Origin of the sequence: Methylobacterium adhaesivum, from assembly GCF_022179065.1 — a bacterium.
GTDB classification, from domain to species: Bacteria; Pseudomonadota; Alphaproteobacteria; order Rhizobiales; family Beijerinckiaceae; genus Methylobacterium; species Methylobacterium adhaesivum.
The window spans coordinates 1-17,163 of sequence record NZ_BPQD01000016.1; the positions used below are offsets into that span (position 1 = coordinate 1).

General features: G+C 67.3%; 16 protein-coding genes. 10 read left to right on the forward strand and 6 right to left on the reverse strand.

The window, feature by feature from the left end:
• The 5 genes from MFF01_RS13230 to MFF01_RS13255 all read left to right on the forward strand — a co-directional run.
• On the forward strand, window positions 1-631 hold a 631-nt coding region (locus MFF01_RS13230; protein WP_238226054.1), incomplete at its 5' end, for a chemotaxis protein CheW.
• Window positions 631-879 (forward strand): hypothetical protein, encoded by a 249-nt coding sequence (locus MFF01_RS13235; RefSeq protein ID WP_238226056.1) that lies wholly within the window; start codon window positions 631-633, stop codon window positions 877-879. The genes MFF01_RS13230 and MFF01_RS13235, both read left to right, overlap by 1 nt.
• 110 nt (window positions 880-989) lie before the next feature.
• Window positions 990-1,373 (forward strand): response regulator, encoded by a 384-nt coding sequence (locus MFF01_RS13240; protein WP_238226058.1) that lies wholly within the window; start codon window positions 990-992, stop codon window positions 1,371-1,373.
• Entirely contained in the window at window positions 1,370-2,011 is a 642-nt protein-coding gene (locus MFF01_RS13245) for a chemotaxis protein CheX (RefSeq protein ID WP_238226060.1), read from the forward strand. The genes MFF01_RS13240 and MFF01_RS13245 overlap by 4 nt, the downstream gene beginning before the upstream one ends.
• On the forward strand, window positions 2,008-4,443 hold the full coding sequence (locus MFF01_RS13255; RefSeq protein WP_306421600.1) for a PAS domain-containing protein: 2,436 nt from the start codon (window positions 2,008-2,010) through the stop codon (window positions 4,441-4,443). Before MFF01_RS13245 ends, MFF01_RS13255 begins: the two co-directional genes overlap by 4 nt.
• A gap of 82 nt (window positions 4,444-4,525) precedes the next feature.
• Here MFF01_RS13255 and MFF01_RS13260 read toward each other — a convergent pair whose 3' ends face one another.
• Window positions 4,526-4,873: a DUF3140 domain-containing protein gene (locus MFF01_RS13260; RefSeq protein WP_238226061.1), complete on the reverse strand. Its 348-nt coding sequence runs from the start codon at window positions 4,871-4,873 to the stop codon at window positions 4,526-4,528.
• Window positions 4,874-5,084: 211 nt separating this feature from the next.
• Here MFF01_RS13260 and MFF01_RS13265 point away from each other — a divergent pair, with 211 nt between their 5' ends.
• The 3 genes from MFF01_RS13265 to MFF01_RS13275 all read left to right on the forward strand — a co-directional run bounded on the left by MFF01_RS13265 (window position 5,085) and on the right by MFF01_RS13275 (window position 8,208).
• Window positions 5,085-6,365: an O-acetylhomoserine aminocarboxypropyltransferase gene (locus MFF01_RS13265; RefSeq protein WP_238226063.1), complete on the forward strand. Its 1,281-nt coding sequence runs from the start codon at window positions 5,085-5,087 to the stop codon at window positions 6,363-6,365.
• Between the two features lie 140 nt (window positions 6,366-6,505).
• The gene (locus tag MFF01_RS13270) at window positions 6,506-6,892 is read left to right on the forward strand and encodes a response regulator (RefSeq protein ID WP_238226065.1); all 387 of its coding nucleotides are present in this window, start codon (window positions 6,506-6,508) and stop codon (window positions 6,890-6,892) included.
• 20 nt (window positions 6,893-6,912) lie between these two features.
• Complete coding sequence (locus MFF01_RS13275; RefSeq protein ID WP_238226067.1) at window positions 6,913-8,208, forward strand: O-acetylhomoserine aminocarboxypropyltransferase/cysteine synthase family protein; 1,296 nt, start codon at window positions 6,913-6,915, stop codon at window positions 8,206-8,208.
• Between the two features lie 36 nt (window positions 8,209-8,244).
• Here the strand turns inward: MFF01_RS13275 and MFF01_RS13280 are convergent, their stop codons facing one another.
• The 3 genes from MFF01_RS13280 to MFF01_RS13290 form a co-directional block, all read right to left on the reverse strand.
• Window positions 8,245-10,566, reverse strand: a complete 2,322-nt coding sequence (locus MFF01_RS13280; RefSeq protein WP_238226069.1) for a putative bifunctional diguanylate cyclase/phosphodiesterase — start codon at window positions 10,564-10,566, stop codon at window positions 8,245-8,247.
• Window positions 10,567-10,679: 113 nt separating this feature from the next.
• Window positions 10,680-11,429 carry an RNA methyltransferase gene (locus MFF01_RS13285; RefSeq protein WP_238226071.1) on the reverse strand — a complete coding sequence of 250 codons (750 nt, stop codon included), beginning with the start codon at window positions 11,427-11,429 and terminating at the stop codon, window positions 10,680-10,682.
• Between the two features lie 4 nt (window positions 11,430-11,433).
• On the reverse strand, window positions 11,434-11,982 hold the full coding sequence (locus tag MFF01_RS13290; protein WP_238226073.1) for a formaldehyde-activating enzyme: 549 nt from the start codon (window positions 11,980-11,982) through the stop codon (window positions 11,434-11,436).
• 220 nt (window positions 11,983-12,202) lie between these two features.
• Here MFF01_RS13290 and MFF01_RS13295 point away from each other — a divergent pair, with 220 nt between their 5' ends.
• Window positions 12,203-13,414, forward strand: a complete 1,212-nt coding sequence (locus MFF01_RS13295; RefSeq protein WP_238226075.1) for an NADP-dependent isocitrate dehydrogenase — start codon at window positions 12,203-12,205, stop codon at window positions 13,412-13,414.
• Window positions 13,415-13,447: 33 nt separating this feature from the next.
• On the opposite strand, the gene MFF01_RS13300 is transcribed toward MFF01_RS13295, so the two are convergent.
• Together MFF01_RS13300 and glgX are read right to left on the reverse strand one after the other, a co-directional pair.
• A complete protein-coding gene (locus tag MFF01_RS13300; RefSeq protein ID WP_238226077.1) occupies window positions 13,448-13,759 on the reverse strand; it encodes a plasmid stabilization protein in 312 nt (103 codons plus the stop codon).
• 163 nt (window positions 13,760-13,922) lie between these two features.
• A complete protein-coding gene (gene glgX / locus MFF01_RS13305; protein ID WP_238226079.1) occupies window positions 13,923-16,187 on the reverse strand; it encodes a glycogen debranching protein GlgX in 2,265 nt (754 codons plus the stop codon).
• 209 nt (window positions 16,188-16,396) lie between these two features.
• Between glgX and MFF01_RS13310 the strand changes: the two genes are divergently transcribed.
• A complete protein-coding gene (locus MFF01_RS13310; RefSeq protein ID WP_373319757.1) occupies window positions 16,397-17,119 on the forward strand; it encodes an SHOCT domain-containing protein in 723 nt (240 codons plus the stop codon).
• The last annotated feature ends 44 nt before the right edge of the window (window positions 17,120-17,163 follow it).

The following is a 17,163-nucleotide window of genomic DNA, read 5'->3' on the forward strand; positions in this document are numbered from 1 at the left end:
GGCCGTCGAGGCCATGGACGAAGACGCCGTCACCGACCTCATCTTCGCGCCCGGTTTCTCGACGGCCGAGAGCGTCGGCGCCCTGTCGGGCCGGGGCGTCGGCATGGACGCCGTGCGGGCGGCCGCCGACCGTATGGGGGGCCGCGTCTCCCTCGAAAGTCGGGTCGGTCTCGGCACCACGGTCCGCCTGCACCTCCCCCAGACCATCGCGCTCGCTCGCCTCATGGTGGTCGCAGCGGGCGGGGAATCCTACGGCATCGCGATGGAGCTCATCGACGCGGTCGTCCGCAGGTCCCGAACCGCCATCCAGGCCGTCGTCGGGGGAAACGCCACGGTCCTGCGTGGCCGGACCGTTCCGGTGCTGCGGCTGGCCGATCTTCTGGGCCACGGGGGGCTTTCCGAAGCAGGCCCGGAGGCGCTGCTCATGGCCGTCCGCACCGGTTCGAATAGCATCGCCCTGGAGATCGACCGCATCGAGGATCGCATCGAGGCCGTTGTCCGGCCGCCGACGGGCCTCGTCGGGTCCATCCCCGGGGTGGCGGGCACGACATCGCTCGGGGACGGCCGCGTGCTGCTCGTCCTCGATCCCGCGTCCATCCTGGCGCAGGACCGGGCACGGGAGGGACTGTAATGGCGGTGATTCGCCGAACCGATGGGGCCTCCGGGGCGAAGATTCGCCTGGAAGGAATCTGCCCCGTCGAGGATGCGGAGACGCTCCTGGCGCTGCTCCTCGACGATCCACAGGCCTCCGTGGACTGGAGCGCCTGCACGCGCCTGCATACCGCGGTGTACCAGATCCTCCTGAGCCTGCAGCCGGGCGTCGTGGGGGTCTGCGCGGACCCATTCGTCACCCGATGGTTGACACGCGCCCCAGGATAATCGGCACGGGTGAGACTTACGGCTATGCCCCGGGGCGGCGGCAACGCATAAAGGCTGTCGTCGCCGATCATCCGGGCGCGCCGCGCACAACCGAACCAGCATCACCATCCATGACGACCACAGCCCTCATCGTCGACGACAGCAAGTTGGCGCGTCTCGTCGCCGCCAAGCTCCTGCGCAAGCTCAAGCCGGACTGGGACGTGGCCGAAGCGGCCAACGCCGAGGCGGCGATGACCGTGCTGGACGAGCGTCAGATCGATGTGGCGCTCCTCGATTTTAACATGCCGGGCAAGGACGGCCTGGAACTGGCGGCGGATTTGCGCGCCGCGAAGCCCGGCATGCCGATCGCCGTCGTCTCGGCCAACATCCAGGACGAGATCATCGCCCGCGCCCGCAGCGTCGACGCCACGTTCCTGGCAAAGCCGCTGACCGACGAGGCCCTGGCCGGGTTCCTGTCCGGCGCCGCGCTCAGGCTGCGCAGGGCGGCCTCGTGACGACGGGCACCGTAGACCTCACGGAACTCCAGCGCGACGCCTTCACCGAACTCGTGAACATCGGCGTCAGCAAGGCCGCCGCGAGCCTGCGCAAGATGATCGGCGTGCAGGTGCTGCTATCGGTGCCGGCCGTCGAGATCGTGTCCCGCGCCCAGGCCGCGCGCATGATCGGCGAGCGCGAGGCGTCCGAACTCGTCGTCGTCCAGCAGGATTTCCAGGGCGCCTTCGCCGGCCGCGCCCTACTGATCTTCCCCCAGGAGAACGGGCGCGAACTCGTTCGCGCCGTGGCTGGGGAAGAACTGACGGCGGAGGAAGTCGCCGAACTCGAGGACGAGGCGCTGACCGAGACGGGCAACGTCATCCTGAACGGCTGCCTCGCCACGATGGCGAACCTTCTTCAGCGGACGCTCAGCATGTCCCTGCCCGAGGTCATGAGGGGCGACGGACCGAGGATCTTCCAGCCCCTCGGCGACGAGGCAACCGACTCTCTGGTCCTGTTCCTCTACATCAACTTCGCCGTTCGCGAGCGCGACATCCGCGGCTACATCGCCATGCTGATGGACCTGCCGTCCCTCGAAAGCCTGACGGCGCTCATCGACGGCTTCGTCGAGCGGGCCCTCGGCGAGACAGAGTCGTGATCGACGCCGCACCCGATGGCGATCGGCCGGCCGCCCTCTCCATCGCGATCACCGAGATGCGCCGTCGCGCGGGGCCTTTCGTCATCGCTCTGGAGCGCACGCGCCAGCCGATGGTGGTCACCGATCCACGCCTCCCCGGCAATCCCATCGTCCTCGCCAACCGTGCCTTCCTCACGCTGACGGGCTACGACGCCGACGAGGTCGTCGGGCGGAACTGCCGCTTCCTCCAGGGGCCCGATACGGACCCGACCAGCGTGGCTCTCGTTCGAGACGCCATCGCCGAGCGACGGGACGTGAAGGTCGAGATCCTGAACTACCGGAAGGACGGCGGCTCGTTCTGGAACGAGCTCTACCTGAGTCCGCTCTTCGACGAGGCCGGCGACCTCGTGAACTTCTTCGCCTCGCAGATCGACGTCACAGCCTTGCGCCGAAGTGAGTTCACCGAGGACCGGGTGGCCGGCATCGAGCGGCGTCTGGCCGATGCGCAGAGGCAGCTCAAGATCACCCTCGCGGCCGCGGGCGTCGCGGGCACCTGGGATTGGGACATCCTCGGCCGGCGCCTCCACGTCGACGACCGTTTCGCCCTGCTCAACGGCATCGAGCAGGATCTAAGCGGCGGCGGCGTCCCGACGGGCGCCTTCTTCAATCGCATCCATCACCAGGACCGTCCCAGGGTGCGCCTGGCCGTCAGCGGCATCCTGAACGGCGCCGAAGTCTTCGACCGGGAATACCGCCTGCAGGCGCCCGACGGCGCGATCCGGTGGGTCCATGCGCGGGGGCGCTGCGCCTACGACGCGGATGGCAATCCCGTCCGCTTCACGGGCGCCCTGGTCGAGATCACCGAGCAGAGGCGCATCGCCGAACGCCTGCGCATCGCCCAGACCGCCGGCCGGATCGGAACGTTCGAGTTCGTTCCGGGCTTCGCCACCGTCGCGGTCTCGCCGCAATTCTGCAACCTGCTCGGAGTCGTGCCGGCCGAGACCCTGGCGGTCAGCTCCGTCAACGCCCTCGTGGCGGAAGGCGGCACCCTCCTCGATCCGAGCGTGCGCGAGGCCGGCGAACTTCCCTATGCGGAGATGCGCGTCCGGTTGGCCGAGACCGGCGAGATGCGCTGGCTCGCCCGGCGCGGCGAGGCCGTGCGCGAGGATACCTCGGCCGAATTGCGGCATGTCGGCGTGATCTACGACATCACTGCCACCAAGGCGTCCGAAGTCGCCCTGCGTGAGCTGAACGACACCCTGGAGGCACGGGTCCGCGAAGCCATCGCCGATCGGGAGCAGGCCGAGGAGCAATTGCGCCAGTCGCAGAAGATGGAAGCGGTCGGGCAACTGACCGGCGGCATCGCGCACGATTTCAACAACCTGCTCACCGGCATCGTCGGCTCCCTCGACCTGATGCAGACCCGGATCAACGAGGGCCGGATCGAGAACCTCACGCGCTATTCCGGCCTGGCGATGGCCTCGGCGCAGCGGGCGGCGGCGCTCACCCACCGCCTGCTGGCGTTCTCGCGGCGCCAGCCTCTGGAGGCGAAGGCCGTCGACGTGAACCGGCTGGTGGGATCCATGGACGACCTGCTCCGCCGCACGCTGGGCGAACGCGTGCGCCTCGAGGTCGTCGTCGCGGGTGGTCTCTGGCTCACCCTGTGCGATCCGAACCAGCTGGAAAACGCCGTCCTGAATCTTGCGATCAATGCGCGCGACGCGATGCCGGACGGCGGTCGGCTCACCATAGAGACGGCCAACAGCTACCTCGACGACGCCTACGTCGCGCGCGAGATCGGCGTGCGCGCGGGTCAGTACGTCTGCATCTGCGTCACTGATACCGGCACCGGCATGCCGCCAGACGTCATCGCGAAGGCGTTCGATCCGTTCTTCACGACGAAGCCCATCGGTCAGGGGACCGGACTCGGACTGAGCATGATCTACGGCTTCGCCAAGCAATCCGAAGGCAACGTGAAGATCTATTCCGAGACCCACAAGGGCACCTCGGTGAAGCTCTACCTGCCCCGCTTCTGGGGCGAGCTCGAGGAGCCGCGCGAGGCCGGCGGCCAGCCTCCCCGGGCCGAGCACGGCGAGACCGTCCTCGTGGTCGAGGACGACGACACCGTCCGCACCCTGGTGGTCGAGGTGCTGGGCGAACTCGGCTACGCCACCCGGGAGGCCCCCGACGGCCTTGCCGGCCTGCGCATCCTGCAATCGGATGCGCGGATCGACCTCCTCGTCACGGATGTCGGCCTGCCCGGCCTGAACGGTCGCCAGCTCGCCGATCAGGCCCGCGTCGGTCGCCCGGGGCTGAAGGTTCTGTTCATGACCGGTTACGCGGAGAATGCCGCCTTTGGAGCCGGCCATCTCGAACCGGGCATGCAGATGATCACCAAACCGTTCCCGGTGGAGGGATTGGCCAGCAAGATCCGTTCGATCATCGAAGCCTGAGTGCCTCTGCCCCGGCCAGGTTGCTGCGACAGACCAACGATCCGGATGGGGCCACTCCGTACGCCATCGACCGAAAGGCGTCTCACCCCTTCAGCGGATCGTGGCCCCAATTCATGAGCGAGTAGCGCCAGGGGGAATCCTTCACCGCGTCCGTGTCATCCGGGCCGCCCTGCTTGAGGTGGCGCTTCACGTACGAGACCACCTTGCGCATGTGGGCGTAGTCGTCCTCCGTCAGGTCGGCCTTCTTGGTATGGAGGAGATCGACGATGCGGCGGCCCGAGGCGTGGCCCGTCGACTCGCCCTTGCCGCCGGATTTCTGGCCGACAGCTTTGCTCTCGTCGGTGTCGAGAAACTTCTCCAAGTTGGAAGCGGTCATGTTGACGGCGTCCTTGAACTCCTTCCACGTCGTCTCGTCGTCGTGCTCGGCCACTGCACCAATCCTCGCTCATCACACTCGGTCCACGGTCAATCAGGGGCGTGCCGTGCGGTTCCGTGCCGGCCGGGCGCCTTGACTCCGGCAAGTCGTTCTCCATAAAGAACGCCTGTTCGTTTAAGCGGAACTGCTGGGCTCCTCCCTTCCGTCGACCTCGCCAGCGGGGTTACATGGATCGGGCTGCGGCCCCCGATCCGAGGAGGATTCCATGACCGACCGCCTGCCCGGCTTCAACACCCTGGCGATCCATGCGGGCGCCGCCCCCGATGCGGCGACGGGCGCGCGGGCGACGCCGATCTACCAGACCGCCTCGTTCGTGTTCGACGACGTCGATCACGCCGCTTCGCTGTTCGGGCTCCAGGCTTTCGGCAATATCTATTCTCGCATCACCAACCCGACCAACGCCGTGCTGGAGGAGCGCATCGCCGCCCTCGAAGGCGGGACGGCGGCGGTAGCCGTCGCCTCCGGGCATGCCGCCGAGTTCCTCACCATGAACGCCCTGATGCAGCCGGGCGACGAGTTCGTCGCGGCGAACAAGCTCTACGGCGGGTCGATCAACCAGTTCAACCACGCCTACAAGAACTTCGGCTGGAACGTGGTCTGGGCCGATACCGATGATCCGGCCTCATTTGAACGCGCCATCACCCCGCGCACCCGCGCGATCTTCTGTGAATCCATCGCCAATCCGGGCGGCGTGATCACCGATATCGCGGCCCTCTCGGCCATCGCCAAGCGGCACAACATTCCGCTCGTCGTCGACAACACGATGGCGACGCCGTACCTCATCCGCCCGTTCGAGCACGGCGCCGACATCGTGGTACACTCGGCGACGAAGTTTCTGGGCGGCCACGGCAATTCCATCGGCGGCCTCGTGGTCGATGGCGGGACGTTCAACTGGGCCGGCGACGAGCGATACCCGGCGATGTCGAAGCCCAGGCCGGAATATGCCGGCATGGTGCTCGCCGAGAATTTCGGGAACTTCGCCTTCGCCATCGCCATCCGGGTGCTCGGCCTGCGCGACCTCGGGCCGGCGCTCGCCCCGTTCAACGCCTTCCTCATCCTCAACGGCATCGAGACCCTACCGCTCAGGATGCAGCGCCACTGCGACAATGCCCTCGCCGTCGCCACCCATCTCGCCGGCCATCCCGCCGTCGCATGGGTGAGCTATCCCGGCCTGGAGAGCGACCGCTATCACGCCCTGGCGCGGCGCTACTCCCCCAACGGGGCCGGTGCGGTGTTCACCATCGGGCTCAAGGGCGGATACGACGCCGGCGTGACCCTCGTGTCGAACCTTCAGCTCTTCTCGCATCTGGCGAACATCGGTGACACCCGCTCCCTGGTGATCCACCCGGCCTCCACCACCCATCGTCAGCTCACCGACCCGCAGAAGATCACGGCGGGCGCCGGCCCCGAGGTGGTGCGCCTCTCCATCGGCCTCGAGGACCCGGCCGACCTCATCGAGGACCTCGACGCGGCCCTGTCGGCCTGAATGCGACGGGCCGGAGCGCCCCGTCCCGGTGCGGCATCCCCGCACCGGTGAAACGATCACGGTCCGGGACCCGTTGTTGACCGTACCGACGGTGGGGAATAGGCCCCACCTGTCCCGTTGCGTGAGATCGTTCGTCCCAGATGACGCAGACTTCCCCAGATCTCCCGGTCGTGCTCCTCGTGGAGGATGACGGCCTCCTGCTGATGGAGGCGGCCGACACCCTGGCGGATGCGGGCTTCACGGTGCTGGAGGCGCCCCACGCCGACAAGGCCCTCACGGTGCTGGAGAACCGGGACGACGTCGGCGTGCTCATGACCGATGTCGACATGCCGCGCGGCTCCATGGACGGCTTCGCCCTGGCCCGCCTCGTGGCCCATCGTTGGCCCGACATTCCCGTCCTCGTCGTGTCGGGCATGGGCACCCCCGGCCCGAACGACATGCCGGACGGGGCGCGTTTCATTCCCAAGCCCTACGAACCCTCGACCCTCGTGCGGACCCTGCGCGCCTTCGTGCACCGCGCCGCCTGACCCCCAGCCGAGAAGGCCCCATGGCCACCGAGACCAGACCCCAGCGCTTCGCCACCGCCGCCATCCATGCCGGCGCCGCCCCGGACCCCGCCACGGGCGCGCGGGTGCAGCCGATCTATTTCACGAACGGCTTCGTGTTCGAATCGACGGAGCAGGCGGCCGACATCTTCGCCATGCGCCGCACGGGCTTCTCGTATTCGCGCGGCTCGAACCCGACGGTGGCCGCCCTCGAGCGCCGCGTGGCCGCCCTCGAAGGGGCCGCCTCAGCCGTCGCGGTCTCGTCCGGACAATCGGCACTCCTCCTCATCCTCATGACACTGATGAAGAGCGGTGACGCCTACGTCGTCTCGCCGCGCCTGTTCGGCGGCTCGCTCGGCCTCATGAACCGTCTCGACGGCCGCTACGACATGAAGGCGCAATTCGCCAAGGGCCTCGACCCGGCGGATTTCGAGGCGGCCATCACGCCGGAGACGAAGGCCATCGTCTGCGAGTCCATCGTCAATCCCTGTGCCACCGTCATGGATATCGCCGGCATCGCCGAGGTGGCGCGCCGTCACAAGCTGCCCCTCGTCGTCGACAACACCCTCGCCTCCCCGGCGCTGATCCGTCCGATCGAGCACGGCGCCGACATCGTCATGCACTCGACCTCGAAGTTCCTCGGCGGCTCCGGCCAGACCATCGGCGGCGTGATCTGCGACGCCGGCCGGTTCGACTGGAAAGCGGCGGGCGACCGCTACAATCTCATCGCCGAGCCGTGGGAGGATTACGACGGGCTCGTCATCACCGAGCGCTTCCCGGATTTCAGCTTCGCCGTGGCCTGTCGCCTGTTCGGCCTGCGCGAACTCGGTCCGGGCCTCTCGCCCATGAACGCCTTCCTCACGCTCACGGGGGTCGAAACCCTGCCGTTGCGCATGGCGCGCCACTGCGCCAACGCGAAGGCGGTGGCCGGCTTCCTGAAGGACCACCCGGCCGTGGCCTGGGTGAGCTATCCCGCCCTGCCCGGCCAAGCCGGTGAAGCCATGGCTGCGAAATACGTACCGGACGGCCCGGGCTCGATCTTCACCTTCGCGCTCAAGGGCGGCGAACCGGCGGCGATCCGCTTCATCATGGGCCTCAAGCTCGTCTCTCACCTCGTCAACATCGGCGAGATCAAGTCCCTGGCGATCCACCCGGCGACGACGACGCACCGCCAGCTGCTCCCGCACGAAAAGGCCGCCGCCCTAGTGGGCCCGGAGACCGTGCGCCTGTCTATCGGGTTGGAGAACGCCGAGGATCTCATCGCCGACATCGCCCAGGCCCTCGCGCAGGTCGACTGACGGCGCGTCGGGCGACAGGCTTGCGGGAACGGGGACTTACCCGAAGACGACGCTTCGCGCCCGTTCGTTCGAGTCGGTGAGTATCCCGGGGACTTGGTCTCCCGGCATCGGCCGGCCGTAGAGATAGCCCTGGGCGTAGCTGCAGCCCTTCGCCAGGAGGAAATGAGCCTGCGCGTTGTTTTCGATGCCCTCGGCGGTGACGTCGAGGGCGAGGCTGCGCCCGAGTTGCAGGACGGCGGCGACGATGGCCGCGTCGTCGGGGTCCCGCTCCAGATCCCGCACGAAGCTGCGGTCGATCTTGATCTCGTCCACGGGAAACTGCTTCAGATGGGTGAGGGACGCGTAACCTGTTCCGAAATCATCGAGGGCGATCCGGAGGCCTGCCGTGTGTAGGGTCTCGAGGATGGGGCCGACGCGATTGCCGTTGCCGGCCAGGAGCACGGTCTCCGTCACCTCGATCCCGAACCTGTCGCAGGAGAGGCCGACGGCCGCGATCTCGGCCAGCAAAACGTCGGCGAGGTCACCCTGGGCAAATTGCGCCGAGGACAGGTTGAAGAACACCCGCCCGGGATCGTGGCCGCTCCCGATCCAATCGGCCACATCGGCGAAGATCTGGCGCCGCAGGTTTTGTCCGACGGCGATGCCGATATCGGGATCGTCGAACACGGTAGCGAAGTCGGTGGGGGTCAGAAGGCCGCGCGTCGGATGCTGCCAGCGCGCGAGGGCTTCGAAACCGATGATCCGCCCCGTCGCCAGTAGAATCTTCGGCTGGTAGAATGGGATCAACCCGCCCGCGTCGAGGGTCGACCGCATCTCGCGCGTAATGGTGACGCGGTCCTCGATGACGGCACGGAGACCCGGCTCGAACGTGGTCGCCCGATTCCGTCCGGCGCCCTTGGCCGCGTAGAGCGCAAGATCCGCATTGGTGAAGAGGTCGGGCGCATTGTCGGCGTGCGCGGGGTAAACGGCGATGCCGAGGCTGGCGCGGGGAGCGACGATGCGCCCGCGTATGTCGATGGGCGGACGCAGGGCGGACAGAATTCTCTCACTCAAAGCGGTGAGGTCGCGACCCTCGGGGTGCTGCAGCGATCCGCTGCGGGCGATGACGACGAATTCGTCGCCACCGAGGCGTGCCACGAGGTCGTCGGGTTCCGTCACCTCCGTCAGGCGATGCCCCACCGCCTTCAGAAGCGTATCGCCAGCGTCGTGTCCGAGGGTGTCGTTGACCTCCTTGAAGGCATCGAGGTCGATCAGGATCAACCCGACCGTGCTGCCCTCCTCCCGCGCCTGCGCAAGAGCGCCGTCCAGGCTCGTCTGGAACAGGGCGCGATTGGCGAGCCCCGTCAGCACGTCGTGGTTGGCCGCGACCCGGATGCGCTCCTCCATCGCCTTGCGGCTGGTGATATCGACGAGACTGGAGACGACGCAGGGTACCCCATCGGCCTGGACCGCCTCGATCGACAGCAGGATGTCGCGCCGGACGCCCCCACGGATGGTGATGACGATTTCCTGGTCCCGGGCCGATCCGTGTGCTTCGAGAATACCCTGAAGGCGCCGCCGCTGGTCCAGCGGGACGATGTCGCGTGTGGTGTATTGGGCGATGCTGGCCCCGTCCGGAATCCCGAAGAAGTCCATTCCGGCATCGTTGATGCTGACGAACTGCCCGTCCGCCTGTCGGGACACCACGATCGGCACCGGCACGGCGCGGAACATGGTCTCGTACAACCGGCGGCTCTCGGCGAGTTCGCCGTTGGCGCGCCCCGCTGCGCGGACCGCTGTCCATTCAAGGCGCCGCAGGCGGTTCCAGCGCATGACGAAGAGGAGGATTGGGGCGTTCGACATGACCGTCGCCATGACGATCCCGAGCGCGGTGTCCGGAACCGGACTCGGCAGCAGATAGCCGCAAAGCAGCACGCCCGTGCAGAACACACAGGAGAGCACCGTCCAGCGGAAGCTCGTCGGCACGGCGAGCATGTAGAGCGCCGGAAGCATCAGGAGTACGAACAGGGCGATGTCCGAGCGGGTCGAGCACAGATACGCCACCCCGACGGCGCTGATGGCCTGCCACACCACCATCACCCGCTGAAGCGCGGGAAAGCTCCCCGTGGTCCGCACGGCCCAGACGGCCGCGCACGAGGCCCCGACGACCAGGAGCCGGGCACTGATGGCTGGAAGGAAATGGGGTCCGCCGTAGAAGCGCGCATCGCTGAACAGGAACAGGCTGTTCATGATCACGGAGAAAATCAGGATCAGCCGGACATGCCGAATCGTTTCCGGCAGCCGCTCCGCTTGAAAGAGGGCTTCCTTCTCAGGGGCGGCGAATTCGCCGCCAATCAGGCGCAGGTCATCGCTCGGCATCGTCTTGCACCCTTCGCACAGAAATCTGGCGCAGAGCTTAAGACCCGTAAGCCCATGGGCCTGGGCGGTCGTCGCTTACCTCTGGCGAAGCGGGCAGCCTGCGCGACAACGCATCACGCGTTCGTGCCCTGCCCGCCCTGGGAACGCTGACGCCGGCCGTGCAGGGACCTTAGTGCGCCGCGCAAGGTGCGGACGTCCTGCTCCGTCATCGCCATGCGGTGCAGCATGTCGCGCATGTTGCGGGCGATGATCTCGCGCTTCTCCGGCGGATAGAAGCCGGCCGCGGTCAGGCTCTCCTCGAGGGTTCCGACGAGGGAGGCCATGGCCTCGCGGGTCGCGGGTGGCGACAGCATCTCGCCGGAGAACGGCAGTTGCGCCAGCCCCGCCGCTCGACGCCACTCGTAGCCGACGAGGAGCACCCCCTGCGCGAGGTTGAGGGAGGGAAAGTCTTCCGAGACCGGAAAGGTCACGATGGCGTCGGCGAGGGACACCTCGTCGTTGCTCAGGCCTGCGCGCTCGCGGCCGAACAGGATCCCGATCCGTTGCCCCGCGCGGACGGCGACGTCGCGCATGGCGTCGTCCGGCCCCATGACGCGCTTCATCTGTCCACGCTCACGCGCCGTCGTGGCCAGGACGTAGTAGAGATCGGCGATGGCCTCCGCGACGGTCGCAAAGACGATCGCGCCGTCGAGGACATGGGTCGCTCCGGATGCCGCCTCGCGCACGCCCTTCTTGGGCCAGCCGTTCTTCGGAGCGACGAGCCGAAGCTCCGACAGCCCGAAATTGGCCATGGCACGGGCGACCATGCCGATGTTCTCGGCCAGTTGCGGCTCGACGAGGATGACGACGGGCGCGGGCGACATCGGACTAGATCTTTCCGTCGAGGCCCATCTGATAATACTTGTGTATGATCTTGTCCTGGTTCTCCAGGAGCCAGTCGATGGACGGCTCGTTCGTCATCGCCTTGCGGATCGCCTCGGTCATGCCCTTGCGCTGGATCTCGAACAGGGCCTTGTGATCGACGGTCTCGGCCTCGATCACCCCGGGGCTGAGCCAAACCGAGCAGATGATGCCGAGGTCGTTGGCCTTCTCCTTCGGGATGTAGCCGGCCCGCACGGCATCGAGGACGCCATTGGCGATGGCGAACTGCACGGTGCCCATGAGGATCGAGGTGTATTTCGATTCCGTCACGCTCACCTTGGACACGCAGAGCGTCACCGGCCGGACCATGATGTCGGTGTTCAGGAGGGCGAAGACGCGGCTGTGGCCAACCACCTGATCGCCCGTGAGGGTGGCGAGGGCGGTGCCGACGGGACCGTCGAGTTCGCCGATGATCACCTCGGGCTCGGAGGCGGTGTTGGGCGGCCCGCCCGCGACCAGGGCTTCGCCGGCCCGCAGGATGATGCGTTCGCTCATGAAGTGGTTCCATTCCGTCTCGAGGGAGGGTGCGGGCGGAAATCCCCCCTCACGCCGCGAATGTCCAGCCCCATGGCGCCTCTGACAGATCTCGTCTCCTGTCACGGCAGCGGAGGGGGCCTGCGTCTTCCGCCACTGTGACGCCCGCGCTATGACCCTGCCCGCGGCCGCACGGCATTTGCATGGGGCCCCTGGATTCTTGCGGAAGGCCTGACACGCGATGGATAAGATCAAGGTAGCCAAGCCCGTCGTCGAACTCGACGGCGACGAGATGACCCGGATCATCTGGAGCGAGATCAAGACCAAGCTCATCCACCCCTATCTCGACCTCGACCTCGAATACTATGATCTCGGCGTCGAGCATCGCGATGCCACCAACGATCAGGTCACCGTGGAGGCAGCTGAGGCGATCAAGCGCCACGGCGTGGGCGTGAAGTGCGCTACCATTACCCCCGACGAGCAGCGGGTGAAGGAGTTCAATCTTAAGGAGATGTGGAAGTCGCCCAACGGCACGATCCGCAACATCCTCGGCGGCGTGATCTTCCGTGAGCCGATCATCTGCCGGAACGTGCCGCGCCTCGTGCCGGGTTGGACTCAGCCCATCGTCGTCGGCCGCCACGCCTACGGCGACCAGTACAAGGCCACGGACTTCAAGGTTCCGGGCAAGGGCCGCCTGACCATCAAGTTCGAGGGCGAGGACGGCACCGTCATTGAGAAGGAGGTTTTCAAGTTTCCGAGCCCCGGCGTCGCCCAGGCGATGTACAACCTCGACGACTCGATCCGCGATTTCGCCCGCGCCTCGATGAACTACGGCCTGAACCGCAAGTACCCCGTCTACCTCTCGACCAAGAACACGATCCTCAAGGCTTATGACGGCCGGTTCAAGGATCTGTTCGAGGAAGTCTTCCAGAACGAGTTCAAGGCCAAGTTCGATGCCGCCGGCATCACGTACGAGCACCGCCTCATCGACGACATGGTGGCCTCGGCCCTCAAGTGGTCGGGCGGCTACGTCTGGGCGTGCAAGAACTACGACGGCGACGTGCAGTCCGACACCGTGGCGCAGGGCTTCGGCTCGCTCGGCCTGATGACCTCCGTGCTCCTCACCCCGGACGGCCAGACCGTCGAGGCCGAGGCCGCCCACGGCACCGTGACGCGCCACTACCGCGAGCACCAGAAGGGCAAGGAGACGTCCACGAACTCCATCGCGTCGATCTTCGCGTGGTCACGTGGTCTCGCCCACCGGGCCAAGCTCGACGGCAACGCGGATCTCGCCAAGTTCGCCACGACCCTGGAGACGGTCTGCGTCGATACCGTCGAGGCCGGCTTCATGACGAAGGACCTCGCCCTCCTGGTCGGACCCGATCAGCGCTGGCTCTCGACCACGGGCTTCCTCGACAAGGTCGATCAGCACCTGAAGGCCGCCATGGCCTGAACCGAATGGGCGCGGCTTGGATCGAGCCGCGCCTCACGCCTTCGCGGCGTTGCGCTTGCGGGTCTCGGCCGCCTTCTTCGCCGAGGCCGAGCGCTGCTCCGGCGTACGGGCGGCGGCCGCCCTGCCGCCGGCCTCTCCACCCTTGTGGGCCGCCGGATGGCCGGTGGATTTGCCCCTCCCCGATCCACCGGGCTTCTTGCCCCCGCCATCGTCCTTGTTGACGGTAGCCCAGGCCCGCGCTTCGGCCTGCTTCTCGGGCACCCCACGCGCCTCGTAGGATTCGGCGATATGTTCGGCCTTGCGCACTTGCTTGTCGGTGTAGCGCGACTTGTCACCCTGCGGCATCGTCGGCCTCCCTGCTGGCATCGCTCCGGCACGTAGGCGATCGCGTCGAGTGGCGATGCGGCCCGTGTCGAAGGCTGAACGCCTTTCCCCCGGCGCCGGTTCGGGAAAGGACGGCGTTCGACGGGTCGGGACGGCGGCCTTCGCCGCCGCCCCGACCCGGGTCCTACTCCTTGCGGGTGCCGAAGCGGACGCTGTCGATGTTGGCACGCTCGAACGCCTGCATCACGTGCTGGTAGGAGCGCTCCATCTCGGTGACATCGGCGCCCTCGACCTCCTCCGGCTTCAGCACGAACATCAGCATCGAGCGGCCGGTCACGTCGTAGCGCTCGCCGACCGGCACGCTGACGACGTCCTGGCTGTCTGGCAGGTTGGTGTCGAGCAAGCGCGTCCAGGCGGAAGCGCCGACCGTGGCCGGCAGGGTGAACGACACGAGGTCGTGGTAGGCGTTGTAGAGCAGCAGCAGGGTGGCATCGCCGCCGCGACGCTGGATGCCCGAAACCTGCGCCCGGCCGTCGAGGACCACGGCGAGGGACCGGGCATCGCCCTGGGCCCAGTTCTCCGGGGTCATCTCGGTGCCGCTCGGAGTCAGCCACGTCACGTCGCGAACGCCCAGTTCCTCGTCGAATTCACCGGTGAGGAAGCGACCGCGCGTCAGGATCGGCAGGGACTCGCGCAGGATCATGAGGCGTTGCGTGAACTCGGTGAGGTCGCGCTCCTCGGGGCCGATGGCGCCCCAGTCGAGCCAGGAGATCTCGTTGTCCTGGCAATAGGCATTGTTGTTGCCGTTCTGGGTCCGGGCGAACTCGTCGCCCGCGAGCAGCATCGGCGTGCCGCGCGACAGGAACAGGGTCGCCAGCATGTTGCGCATCTGGCGCAGGCGCACGGCGCGGATCTCGGGATCCTCCGTCGGCCCCTCGACACCGTAATTGCACGACAGGTTGTGCGAATGGCCGTCGCGGTTGTTCTCACCGTTGGCCATGTTGTGCTTGTCATTGTACGATACGGTATCGTTCAGCGTGAAGCCGTCATGGGCCGTGAGGAAGTTCACCGAAGCCCAGGGCTTGCGCCCGCGCTTGTTGAACTTGTCGGCCGACCCCGTGAGGCGTGAGGCGAGCGAGGGAAGCAGCCCCTCGTCGCCGCGCCAGAACCCGCGCACGTCGTCACGGTAGCGGTCGTTCCACTCGGCCCAGCCCGGCGGGAATCCGCCGACCTGATAACCGCCAGGACCGCAATCCCACGGCTCGGCGATGAGCTTGACGGAGTTCAGTACCGGGTCCTGCCGGCAGGTATCGAGGAAGCCGCCGCCCTCGTCGAAGCCGTGCGGCTCGCGCCCGAGGATCGTCGCGAGGTCGAACCGGAACCCGTCGACGCGCATCTCGGTGGCCCAGTAGCGCAGGGAGTCGGTGACGAGTTGCAGGACACGCGGGTGAGACAGGTTGAAGGTGTTACCCGTGCCCGTGTCGTTGATGTAGTAGCGCGGCTCCTTCGGCATCAGACGGTAATACGAGGCGTTGTCGACGCCCTTGTACGAGAGCGTCGGACCCTTCTCGTTGCCCTCGGCCGTGTGGTTGTAGACCACATCGAGGATCACCTCGAGGCCGGCGCCGTGCATGCGCGCCACCATCTCCTTGAACTCGGAGAAGGCGAAGTCCGGCACCGCCGCGTAGCGCCGCGCGGGGGTGAAGAACGAGATCGTGTTGTAGCCCCAGTAATTCACCAGGTCCTTTTCCTGGAGGTAATCGTCCTGCACGAAGGCATGGACCGGCAGGAGTTCGACGGAGGTAACGCCGAGGCTCTTGATGTAGTCGAGGACGGCCGGCGTCCCGAGGCCCGCATAGGTGCCGCGCAGCTTCTCCGGCACGGCCGGGTGCAGCTTGGTGAACCCCTTCACGTGGGTCTCGTAGAAGATCGTCTTCTCCCACGGCACGTGGGGCTTGCGGTCGCGGCCCCAGGTGAAGGCCGAGTCGATCACCCGGCTGCGGCGGGTGAAGGGCGCCGAATCGCGGTCGTCGAAGGTCAGGTCGTCGCCCGTTTCCATCTTGTAGCCGAACAGGGCCGGGTTCCAGGTGATGGAGCCGACGAGACCCTTGGCATAGGGGTCGATGAGCAGCTTGTTCGGGTTGAAGCGGTGACCGGCCTTCGGCTCGTAGGGGCCGTGCACCCGGTAGCCGTAGATGGTGCCGGGCCGCGCATCCGGCAGGTAACCGTGCCAGATCTCGTCCGTGTACTCGGGCAGCTCGATGCGCTCGATCTCGGTCTCGCCCGCATCGTCGAAGAGGCAGAGTTCGACCTTGGTGGCGTGGGCGGAGAACAGGGCGAAATTGACGCCAAGCCCGTCCCAGTTGGCGCCCAGGGGATAGGGCGAGCCTTCCTTGATGCGTGAACGGGTCGCGGACGCCTTGCCTGCGCGTGAATGATCGTCGGCCATAACTGCTCCAGGGAGGACGCCCGACCCCGTGCGGCGCTCTCACGGGGCACTCGGAACGTCAAAATCGAGACGGGAACGCTCACGCTTCCCCCGAAGGTCCGCTCCGCGGAAAACTTTTTGCGTTGCGAAGCACGCAGCGGGGCGACATGCTCCCGGGGGATTGGCCCCGCCGTTCGGGGGGCCGCTCCACCCTGACACAGGTGCCGCCGATGCCCGATCACCCGAACGGACTTCAGATCATCGCCGACCGGCACGGGGTGAGCCTCGACGCCGTGCGCCATCTCGTGCGCGCCCTGGAAGCGGGCCACGGCACCATGGCGCAGTTCGACCACCCCGAACTCGGCGGCTTCGGCCAATGGTCGTCGGGGGGTATGACGATGATCGGCGCGATGTTCGACACAGGCCTCAAGGCCCGTGTCGCCGCCCTCTGCTCCGACCTCGTCCGGACCTTGCCGCCGGGCGGCTTCGTGGAGTCCGGAGACAAGCCCGGCGCCTGGTGGCCGGAGGATCTCGGACGGCCCGGAGCCTCGGGCGCCCAGAACGGCATCCGCTACGCCTATTTCCCGGACCGCCAGCGCCTCGCCGTCGAGACGGACGGACGCGTCGCCCTCTACGCGACCGACGGGCACCATATCACCGGGGTCTCTCAGCAGCAGGGGGGATCGGGCAGCCTGCACTTTTCCGGTCCGGGCGGCGGCGTCGACCTCGAATCCCTGCGCCGCGTCGAGGAAGACGCGGCGTATCGGTTCGCGCCCGCGTCGCCTGAGTCGCCCGCGCCCACCGCCGTCCCGGGGGTGAGCCCGCCACATCCGCCCTCCCCCGCCGACGCGATCCTCGCGACCCTGGAGCGCCTCGCGGAGCTTCAGCGCAAGGGCGTCCTGACGGAGGCGGAATTCTCCGCGAAGAAGGCCGAACTTCTGGCGCGACTCTGACGTCCGGGGCGGCGTGCGCTGACGTGTCCACAGGCGTCGGACCC